Source organism: Gemmata sp. (genome assembly GCF_051859125.1).
Classification (GTDB): Bacteria; Planctomycetota; Planctomycetia; order Gemmatales; family Gemmataceae; genus Gemmata.
On sequence record NZ_JBHYGG010000121.1, the window covers coordinates 1 to 10,656 of the forward strand.

Here is a 10,656-nt window from a genome sequence, read left to right on the forward strand (position 1 = left end):
GGTTCACGTGGACCCTCGCTCGGCGCTCGGGCTCCGACCCGTCCACCACGGTTCCGGTTCAATTGGACTTGGGACCAGTCCGTGAGTCGCACCCCGGCGCACGCTGCAGAGGGAAACCATGAGGCCCGGAGCGCGGTTGGTGGCACCCGCGGGGGCGACGGACCGACTCTGTCGCGTCGCCGGCTCCCGAGGACCGGGCCACGCGCCCGGTCCGCGGGCGGCGGGCGGCGACCGGAATCGCAAGATTTGCCGTTTACTTCCCAGGGGCGCGGGTCGAATATGGAACTGTCAGGTCCGTCGCCGCGTCACACTGGAATCGCGGGGCCCGCACTCGCGGGACTTTGTGAATCGCGGTACTTTTAACTCTCATGCCCCTTTCATTGTCCCCGGCGCTGGTTTATACTCGGTCGCGGTTGCGGGTCAGCACGTCGCCCCGTCCACAATTTACTGGGTCGTGAGGCCATGCCCACACCGCCTACGTCGGCCGCCGAGTTGATCGAACTGCTCAAGAAGAGCGGCGTCGCGACCCCGCAGAAGCTCGCGGCGCTCGCCGGGCAGCCGCTGCCCCGCGACCCCAGGCTGGCCGCCAACGAACTGGTCGCCACCGGCGTCCTCACGCGGTTCCAGGCCGACCAGCTCCTCGCCGGCCGCCACAAGGGGTTCCGCCTCGGCTCCTACACCGTCCTCGACCTGCTCGGCAAGGGCGGGGTCGGCGCGGTGTACCTCGCCGAGCACGCCGGCCTGAACCGGAAGGTCGCCCTCAAGGTGCTGATCCCGGGCAAGGGGGCCGACCCGAAGCGGGCCGCCGAGACGTTCCTCAACGAGGCCCGCGCCGCCGCCGCGCTCGACCACCCGAACATCGTCCGCGTCTTCGACGTGACCGTCGACAAGGGCACGCCGTTCCTCGTCATGGAGCACATCGAGGGCGAGTCGCTCGAACAGGTGCTCGCCCGCGGGCGGGTCCCGTTCGCGGCCGCCGCCGAGTACGCCGCCCAGGCCGCCACCGGGCTCCAGCACGCCCACGAGCGCGGGTTCGTCCACCGCGACGTGAAGCCCGCCAACCTGATGCTCGACCGCCACGGCACCATCAAGGTGCTCGACATGGGCCTTGCGCACCCGCACGCGGCGGCCGACGGCCCCGCGTACCCGGGCGACTCCACCGCCGAGGCCGCCGGCACCGCCGACTACAGCCCCCCCGAGCAGGGGATGAACCTCCCGATGGACGGCCGGGCCGACGTGTACTCGCTCGGGGCCACCCTGTTCGCCCTCGTCGCCGGCAAGCCCCCGTTCGAGGGCTCGACCGCCCAGAAGCTCCTCCAGCACCAGATCTCCACCCCGCCGGCGCTGTCGTCGCTGCGGCCCGAGGTGCCGCCCGAGCTGAGCGCCGCCGTCGCCCGGATGCTCGAGAAGAAGCCCGAGGACCGGTACCAGACGCCGGCCGAGGTGGTCGCCGCGCTGGCCCCGTGGGTCCACGCCAGCCCCCGCGTCGCCACCGGCCTGGGCCGCACGAAGGTCGCGCAGCGCGGCACCCTCCAGGCCACGCTCGCCGAGATCGCCGCCCGCACCCCGCGGCGCACCGGGTCCGACATCGTCGCGCTCGCCGAACTGACCGAGGCGGCCGACCCGACGCACGCCAGCCACGAGACCGGCTCGATCTCCGGGCACGACACCCAGAGCGCCCCGCCCCTCAGGGCCCGCCCGCGAACGGCCCCCCCACTCCCCAAACCGGTCCGCGCCCCCGCGGTCGCCGCACCGAGGAGCCGCGCGCTGGTGTACGCCGCCGTCGCCCTCGCCGCGGTCGCCGCCGGCGTCCTGGCCGGGTGGCTCTCCCTGGCCCCCTGACCCGCCCGACAGTCCCCTTGCACCCGCTCCTTGCAGCCCGCGACCCTGTCGCGGGCTGCTTACATTTCGGGCACGCGCCGGGGTTTTGTCATCCATTCGTGCCTATCACGTTCGCAAATCCCTGACGGCGGCAGCAACGTGAACTGCTGCGTGTTCATCAGCTGAACAGAGTTCATGATAATCGTTCGCTGTCGTTTGCCCGGGTTGCCGGCGTCTGCTAAATTTTCGGGTAGCATGCCCTCCGGATCGCAACGTCCACGGTCCACACTCACTCACCTTGGCTGACCGGGAGCCACACATGTTTCGTTCGTCCCAGCGGCGTCTCTTGCAGACCGCGGTCGCGCTCAGTGCCCTGGCGGTCCTCCCGCTGACGGGCGTCGTCAGTGCCCAGCAGCGGACGTTCCGGAACAACTTCATCCCGTACGTCCCGCCGGGCTCGTTCCGCCCGCTGCTGGCCCCCGGTGCGCTCGGGGTCGCGGGCATCGGCGGCGGCGGGGTCGCGGGCATCGGCGGCCAGATCCAGGGCGGCATCCAGGGGATCGGGGGCCAGATCCAGGGCATCGGTGGCGGCCTCCAGGGGATCGGCGGCATCGGCGGTCAGATCCAGGGCGGCATCGGCGGCATCGGCGGCATCGGTGGTGGCCTCCAGGGCATCGGTGGCGGCCTCCAGGGAATCGGTGGCATCGGCGGGTTCCAGGGCGGGATCGGCGGGCTCCAGGGCGGCATCGGCGGCATCGGCGGGTTCCAGGGCGGCATCGGTGGTCAGATCCAGGGCGGGATCGGCGGGTTTCAGGGTGGCATCGGCGGCATCCAGGGCGGGATCGCCGGGGGCATTGGCGGGTTCCAGGGCGGCATCGGCGGCGGTCTCGGTGGGGGCATCGGCGGTGGGGGGAACTTCATCGTCGGGCCGTTCCCGCAGATCGGGCCGGGCTACCTCGGTCAGGGCGGCGGCGCGCTGGGCGGCCAGCTCGGCGGCATCGGCGGCGGGATTGGTGGCATCGGTGGGATCGGCGGCATCCAGGGTGGGATCGGCGGGATCCAGGGCGGGATCGGCGGGTTCCAGGGCGGCATCGGTGGGATCGGCGGCATCCAGGGGGGCATCGCCGGGATCGGCGGCATCCAGGGCGGGTTCCAGGGGGGCATCGCCGGGATCGGCGGGTTCCAGGGCGGCATCGGCGGGATCGGTGGCATCGGCGGGATCGGCGGGATTCAGGGCGGCATCGGCGGGTTCCAGGGCGGGATCGGTGGGTTCCAGGGGGGCATCGGTGGCATCGGCGGAAAGATCGGGTTCGGCGGCGAGTACGGCAACTGACCCGCGGCACCCCGGCCCGTGAACGCGAACCGCCCGCGACTCTGTCGCGGGCGGTTCCCATTTCCGGTCGGCTCGACACACACCGGTCACTTCTTCTGGCAGTAGCCCAGGGCCATCAGGGCGTAGCCGGTCGCGAGATTACTGTCGGTCGGCTGGGTCAGGCGGGCAGACGAAGTGCCACCCAGCACTTTCCTGACACCGTTCCTCTGGACTCAGCACAACTTCCAAGAGGAGCCTGAAGGCGTCCCGCTGGACCGGGATGAGTTCCTCCAGGCGAAAATCGATCTGAGGATACGGGTCGGCGTGATAGCCATAACGGAGAAGGTATTCCCAATCCGCACGGGTGCGGAGTACCTGCGGGGGTAAGGCAGTCGCCCGAAGCAAATCGGCGTGCTGCTCCCGCCACACTTGCCACGCCATCTGTTCGGCGTGTGTCTGTTTGCCGTCCCGTCGGAATCCCATCGTGACCTACTTCTTCTGGCAGTAGCTCAGGGCCATCAGGGCGTAGCCGGTGACGAGGTTCGGGTCGCCCTCCATCCACCGGTCGGTGTCGTTGACGAAGCTGCCGTCGGGCTTCTGCCGCTTGGCCAGCGCCGCGAGCAGGTCGGCCCGCCAGTCGTGCTTCACCCCCTTGGCGTCGGTGAACGTGTCGTCGCCCAGCGCCGCCATGCACTTCGCGAACGTGTGGTAGTAGTAGTACAGCCCCCGCTGGCTGTTCGCCTCGGGCATCCCCGGGTTGGCGTCGAGGGTGTAGTTCTTGGCGACCCACTCCAGCGCCTTCTTCATCCGCGGGTCGTCCTTGCCGACCCCGCAGTACACCATGCTCTTGATGCCGGCGTACGTCATGCTCCCGTACCCGCCCATGTCGGTCTTCACGCCCTCGCCGTCGGTGCGCCGGTTCTCGCCCCCGTTGGCCCCGGTGTAGACGAAGCTCCCGTCGTTGTTCTTCTCGGCCCACGGGGCGGTGTTGTGCTCGCTCTTGAGGTTCTGGCACCGGCCCACGAACACGAGCGCCTTCTTGAACGCCGGGTCGTCCTTGCTGACGCCGGCCTCCTTGAGCGCCTCCAGGAAGAACGCGGTGTTCGACAGGTCCGGGCGGCTCTTGTCGCCGGCGTACCCGGCCCCGCCGTAGTAGTCGCTGTCGTCCTTCTTACCGCGGGCGTCGTCCCACTGGTACTCCTTGAGGTACTTCGCGGCGCCGGCGATCACCGCCCTGTACTTGTCGTCCTTCCCGGCGGCGTTGAGCGCCATGATGTTGATGCTGGTCGTGTAGTTGATGAGCGTGGCCTTCGCGTCGTCCCCGGCGATGTGCCCGGACTTCGCGTTCACCAGCGACTCGATGTACTTCACCCCCCTGGCGACCGGCGCGTCGTCGGGCCTGGTGCCGGTGCGGATGAGCCCGGTGACGATCACGCCCGTGGCCCCGCGGCTCTGCGGCTCCTTGCCCCAGCTCCCGTTCTCGTTCTGCGTCTTCTTCAGGAACTCGGCGGCCCTGGCGGCGATCGCCGCCGCGTCCGGCGCGGCCTTGTCCTGCGACCGCCCGGCCGGCACGAGCGCGACCACCGCAGCGAACGCCGCGACCGCGGCGAGCAAACGCGTCTTCATCGACGAACCCCCATGATGTGTGCGGACCATAGCATCGTACCCGGCAAATTCGGAGCCGCCCGTGAAAACACGGCGGGCCGCTAACGGCCCCAGGGTTTGCGCCAGAACCCAACCAGAACCCTGGGCTACGCACTGTCGTCCCTCCGGGACTCAAGGCATTTAGCCCCCGGAGGGGGCGGCAGTGCGTAGCCCAGGGTGCAAACCCTGGGTCCGCGGCGCAAACCCTGGGGCTCCTGGTGCAAACCCTGGGACCCCTGAACACGCCGCGACCAGCGGTGGGCACCGGGTGGCCGCGCAGCCCGGGTTGACCGCGCGAGCGGCGGCGTGCGATAGTCCCGGCACGGTTCCGTTTGGAGGTTCGCGTATGGAAGCGCGGTCGCTGCTCGGGTGGGTGTCGTTCCTGTTCACCCGCGTGCTGTTCCCCGGCGAGGGGGCGGCCGACACGCGGGTCCGCCCGTGGGCGCTGCTGGTCGTGGTGCTGCTCCCGGCCGCGGTGCTGTACCCGACGCTGAACTTCCACCTGCTCGAGCCCGACGAGGGCCGGTACGCGCAGATCCCGAAGGAGATGGTGGCGAACGACGCGTGGGTCGTGCCGACGCTCCAGGGCCAGCCGTACCTCGACAAGCCCCCGCTCATGTACTGGCTCGTCGCGCTGTCGTACACGGCGTTCGGCGTGTCGCCGGCGGCGGCGCGGCTCGTGCCCGCGGTGTGCGTCCACCTCACGATCCTCGCCGTGTACCTGATCGGCCGCCGCAGCATCGGCGAGCGCGGCGCGTTCTGGGCCGCGCTGCTCCTGAGCGTCGCGCCGGGGTTCGTGTGCGTCGCCCGCCTGCTCCTCCTCGACGGTCTGCTGACGCTGTGCGTGACGGTGTCGGTGCTGTGCGGGTTCGAGGCCGTGCGGACCGGGGCGCTGAAGCCCGGGTGGTGGGTCGCGGCCGCGTTCACCTCCGGGCTGGGGTTCCTCACGAAGGGGCCGATCGCCGAGATGCTGCTGTTCGTGCCGCTGTGGACCTACGGGTTCCTCGCCGCTCGCCAGGTCGCGCGGCTGCGGCACTACGCCCTGTTCGCCGCCGTCGTCGTCGCGGTGAACGTGCCGTGGTACGTCGCGATGCTCCGCGAGCAGCCGCAGTTCCTCGGGTACTTCTTCTGGCAGCACAACGTCCTGCGGTTCCTGCAACCGTTCGACCACCTGCAACCGATCTGGTACTACGTCCCGATCCTGCTCGGCGGGCTGCTGCCGGGAACGATCCTGCTCGTCGCGTTCGCCCGCGACCTGCTCCGCGGCGAACAGGCCACGAGCACGCGGCCCGCACTCGCCGCCGGGTTCTGGCTGCTGGCGGGGCTGTGGTGCGTGTTCTTCTTCAGTTGCTCGGGGAGCAAGCTGCCGACGTACATCCTGCCGGCGTACCCGTTCCTGTGCCTCGCGCTCGGCGAGTTCGTGGGCCGGACGCGGTGGAACACGTCGCTGGCGACGCCGGGGCTGGTCGGCGTGATGGCGTCGTTCGTGCTGTTCGTGTCGCACGTCGGGATGCCGTGGTACGCGAGGGAGCGGTCGCCCTACGGCCGCCCGGAGCTGGTCGAGCGGTTCGTCGCCGACCCGGACACGTCGGTGCTGTGCTTCCCGCGGAACTGCGACTCGCTCGCGTTCTACGCGAACCGGAGCGACATGCGGAACGTGCGGACCAAGGACGTGAACCAGATGTTCGTCGAGTGCCACCACCGCCCCGAAACCGTGATCCTGTTCACGCACCAGCAGTCGCTCGCCGGGTTCAAGGAGATCCTGCCGCCGAGCCTCGGCATCCGCGAGGAGGTGAGCCTGCGGCGGAAGTACGGCCGCGGGGTGCTCGACGCGCTGTTCGGCTCGACCCCGTGGGGGCTGTGCGACGTCGTCGTCGTGTACCCGAAGCACCAGGTGCCGCCGCGGCAGTAACCGGCCGTGCGGGTTGGCGGTGACACCGCCCGCGGCACCCGCGTATGATCGCACCCCGGGTCGCACGTTCCGGCGCCCCGCTCCCGCCCCGGCCCGTCGCGGGGCGCCCACCGAGGTGCGACACATGATGAGGCGAACACTGGCGTGGTGCCTGCCGGTCCTCGGCGCGGGCGTGGCGGCCGGGATCGGGGCCGACAGGCTCGTCGGCGCCACTCACGGGGCGGCCGCGAAGCACGACGTGAAGCCGGCGGTGTCGCTGCCCGTCACCCGGGTGGTGCTGTTCAACTGCGGGGTCGGGTACTTCTCCCGCAGCGGCGAGGTCACCGACGACGCCCGCGTGGACCTCGCGTTCCCCGAGCACGACGTCAACGACCTGCTCAAGAGCATGACCCTCGAAGACTTCGGCGGCGGCCGCGTGGCCGCGGTCAGCTACGACAGCCGCGAGCCCGTCTCCCGCACCCTCGGCAGCTTCGCCGTCAACCTCGACGGCAACCCGACCCTCGACGCCCTCGTCAGCCAGATGCGCGGCGAGCGGGTCGAAGCCGCCGTGGCCCCCGGCGCGGGCACCCAGGGCGGCAAGCTCTCGGGGGTGATCGTCGGCGTCGAGCGGCGGCGGCTCGCGGCGGCCGGCGGCGAGGCCGAGGCCGCGTTCGTGAACCTGTGGTGCGCCGAGGGGCTCCGCAGCGTGAGGCTCGCCGACGTGCAGCACCTCCGGTTCGCGAACCCGGTGATCGAGAACGAGTTCCGCCGCGCCCTCGACGTGCTGGCCGCGTCGCACGACGCCCAGAAGAAGGCCGTGAGCCTGCACTTCGCGGGCGACGGCCGGCGCAAAGTGCAGGTCGGGTACGTCGTCGAGGCCCCGATCTGGAAGACGTCGTACCGGATGGTGCTCTCCGACAAGGAGAAGCCGTACCTGCAGGGGTGGGCGCTGGTCGAGAACACCACCGACGAGGACTGGGCCGGCGTGAAGATGGCGCTCATCAGCGGCCGCCCCATCTCGTTCCAGATGAACCTGCACGACCCGCTGTACCTCAACCGCCCGACCGTCGAGCCCGAGCTGTTCGCCTCGCTGCGGCCGGTGGCGTACCGCAGGGCCGTCGGCCACGGGCTCCGCCTCAACATTCCCGCACTCGGGCCGCTGCCGCTGGCCGTTGACCTCGGCCCGCCGCTGAACAACGGGCCGGGCGACCACAAGCAGCCCGTGAACATCTCGGTCGGTGTGTTCGGTTCGGACGGAGCCCCGACACCTCCGCCGACCCTGGACCCGATCGCGCCACCCCCTCCGCCGGGCGTGAACCTCCAGGGCGTGAGCCTCCAGGGTCACTTCAAGGCGTACCACGAACTCGTCAAGCAGGGGAAGTACGCGGCGGCCGAGCAGGTCGCCCTCGCCGCCCAGCGCCTCGATCCGAACAACCCGGCGATCGGGGCGCTGGTCACGATGGCCAGGACGCAGAAGCGAGTGGCGGAGGAGCAGCACCTCGGCAGCGACAAGGAGCGGATGGTGTACGGCGGCCTCACCGACGCCGACCCGCGCCGGCCGGACCTCCGGTCGTTCGCACAGTACGACGTCTCCGGGCTCGGTGCCCATCTCGACGCCCGAACGGTGGCTCAGGAGCTCGCCACGCCGGTCGCCACCGGCAGTGTCGGGAACGCCGCGACCGCCGCGGCCCTCGGCGACGCCTTCCAGTACGCGATCGACCACCCCGTCAGTCTCGCCCGCCAGAAGAGCGCCATGCTGCCGATCGTCGGCAAGGCGATCGAGGGGCAGAAGGTGAGCATCTACAACGAGGCCGTTCAGCGCACGCACCCGCTGCTCGGCCTGAGGTTCAAGAACACCTCGGGCGCGCACCTGAACCAGGGGCCGATCACCGTGTTCGAGGGGAGCGTGTACGCTGGCGACACCCGCGTCCTCGACGTGCAACCGAACGAGGAGCGGCTCGTCTCCTACGCCATCGACCTCGGCACCGAGGTCGACCCGCAGAGGGGGGCCGGGTCGCAGAAGGTCACCAGCGTGAAGGCGGTGAAGGGGCTCGTCACCGTGAGCGCGAAGTTGACCGAGGAGAAGACGTACCGGGTCACGAACCGCTCGCGGACCGACCGCACGCTGCTCATCGAGCACCCGAACCGCACGAACGACCAGTTCAAGCTCGTGGGCACCGACAAGCCCGTCGAGGACACGCCCGACGTGTACCGGTTCCAGGTCGCCGTGCGGGCCGGCGAGTCGAAGTCGCTCACCGTGACGGAGGAGCGGGTGCTGGCGAACGAGGTCACCCTCACGAACGACGCGGACGACGCGATCCGCTACTTCACGACACTCGCCGAGACCAGCCCGGGGCTGAAGCGACAGCTCCAGCAGGCGGCAAAGGTGAGGGAGGCGTGGGACGCCGCGCGCCGCGAGCAGGGCCAGGTTCTGATGGACCTCGCGCGGCTCAACGCGGACCAGGAGCGCATCCGCCAGAACCTGCGCGAGACGCCGAAAGAGGCCGAGGTGTACGCGACCTACCTGAAGAAGCTCTCGGACCAGGAGAAGGAGATCGACGCCCTCACCGAGAAGCAAAAGTCGCTCGCCGAGGCGGAGTTCAAGGCCCGGGGCAAGTACGAGGCGTTCCTCGCGAACATCTCCGACTGACGCACGCGGGCGGGAGGGTGTTCGCCCGTGGTTGGTGGCACAGACCAGAGGCTGCTCGGTTGAAGTCAACAGTGATTGGCGGGTCGCCACGGAGGGCGGCCCCTAGCAGAGTTTTCGTCTTTGGTCTGTAGGGGCCGCCCTCCGTGGCGGCCCGCGTGGGGCCAACGATTTCAACACGGCAGGCTCGAATGCCTGCCCCACCAAACTTAGACCGCGTTCGCCTCCAGCCACGCGACGGTGTCGCGGATGCCGTCTTCGAGGGCGGTCGGCGGGCGGTCGTAGCCGGCGGCGCGGAGCTTGGTCGTGTCGGCCTTCGTGAAGTTCTGGTACTTCCCGGCGAGGTCCGCGGGCATGTCGGTGAAGCGGATGTTCGGCTCGCGGCCGAGCGCCACGAACACCGCCTTCGCCAGATCGAAGAACGTCCGCGGGGTGCCGGTGCCGGAGTTGTAGACGCCGCTCGGGGCCGGGCCGCGCCACAGCCAGAGCAGGTGTTCGACGTTGTCGGTCACGCACACGAAGTCGCGGAGCTGGCCGCCGTCGCCGTAGGCCGGGTCGGTCGAGCGGAACAGCGCCATGCCCCCGGTCGCCTTCACCTGCTTCCACGTCTGGTACACGACGCTCGCCATCCGCCCCTTGTGCGGCTCGCGCGGGCCGTACACGTTGAAGAACTTCAACCCGGCCCATCGGTGCGGCTGCGGTCTCCCAGCAGAAACCTCCGCGAGCGCCCAGATGTCGAAGTCGTTCTTGCTCTTTCCGTAGAGGTTCAGCGGCGTGAGTTCGGCCGGCGGGGTGCGGTCGTCGAACCCGCGGGAGCCGTCGCCGTAGGTCGCGGCGCTCGACGCGTAGAGGAACGGGCACCCGGTCGTCGCGCACCACTCCCACAGGGTGCGGGTGTAGCCGACGTTGTTGCGGGCGAGGTAGTCCCAGTTCGTCTCGGTCGTGGAGCTGCACGCGCCGAGGTGGAACACCGCCTCGGCCTCACGCACGTCCGTGCCGAGCGCGGCGAGGAACCGCTCGTGGTCCATGAACTGAAAGCGCGACAGGCCGGCGAAGTTGGCGTACTTCGCGGCGGTGAGCGGGTGGTCGACCAGCAGCAGGTCGCGGCCCTCCGCCGCAAGGCGGTGCGCCAGGTTCGACCCGATGAACCCGGCCGCGCCGGTGACGACGATCATGATGAAGCCTCCTGCCGTGGTGCCGAACCGTTACGCGGGGCTGGAATTCGGTTCCGGTGTTCGCCCCTCACTCATCCTCATTGCTGCTGAGGGGCGCGGGGGCTACACCTCGCCCCCCGTCCGGGGGGAGAGGTCGCCGCGAGTCTTCGAGCGGCGGGTGAGGGGG

6 protein-coding genes are annotated in these 10,656 nt (G+C 70.3%); 4 read left to right on the forward strand and 2 right to left on the reverse strand.

Annotation, left to right across the window (positions count from 1 at the left end; all coding sequences use genetic code 11):
* Positions 1-462: 462 nt before the first annotated feature.
* Together ACTIGN_RS13030 and ACTIGN_RS13035 are read left to right on the forward strand one after the other, a co-directional pair.
* Complete coding sequence (locus ACTIGN_RS13030) at positions 463-1,842, forward strand: serine/threonine-protein kinase (RefSeq protein WP_439624449.1); 1,380 nt, start codon at positions 463-465, stop codon at positions 1,840-1,842.
* 298 nt (positions 1,843-2,140) lie between these two features.
* The gene (locus ACTIGN_RS13035) at positions 2,141-3,154 is read left to right on the forward strand and encodes a hypothetical protein (protein WP_439624451.1); all 1,014 of its coding nucleotides are present in this window, start codon (positions 2,141-2,143) and stop codon (positions 3,152-3,154) included.
* Between the two features lie 468 nt (positions 3,155-3,622).
* On the opposite strand, the gene ACTIGN_RS13040 is transcribed toward ACTIGN_RS13035, so the two are convergent.
* On the reverse strand, positions 3,623-4,759 hold the full coding sequence (locus ACTIGN_RS13040; RefSeq protein WP_439624452.1) for a prenyltransferase/squalene oxidase repeat-containing protein: 1,137 nt from the start codon (positions 4,757-4,759) through the stop codon (positions 3,623-3,625).
* Between the two features lie 364 nt (positions 4,760-5,123).
* Here ACTIGN_RS13040 and ACTIGN_RS13045 point away from each other — a divergent pair, with 364 nt between their 5' ends.
* Both ACTIGN_RS13045 and ACTIGN_RS13050 read left to right on the forward strand, forming a co-directional pair.
* A complete protein-coding gene (locus ACTIGN_RS13045) occupies positions 5,124-6,689 on the forward strand; it encodes a glycosyltransferase family 39 protein (protein WP_439624454.1) in 1,566 nt (521 codons plus the stop codon).
* A 124-nt stretch (positions 6,690-6,813) separates the two neighbouring features.
* Positions 6,814-9,318, forward strand: coding sequence for a DUF4139 domain-containing protein (locus ACTIGN_RS13050; protein WP_439624456.1), 2,505 nt, complete (start codon positions 6,814-6,816; stop codon positions 9,316-9,318).
* Between the two features lie 206 nt (positions 9,319-9,524).
* On the opposite strand, the gene rfaD is transcribed toward ACTIGN_RS13050, so the two are convergent.
* Complete coding sequence (gene rfaD, locus ACTIGN_RS13055) at positions 9,525-10,490, reverse strand: ADP-glyceromanno-heptose 6-epimerase (RefSeq protein WP_439624458.1); 966 nt, start codon at positions 10,488-10,490, stop codon at positions 9,525-9,527.
* Positions 10,491-10,656: the final 166 nt, after the last annotated feature.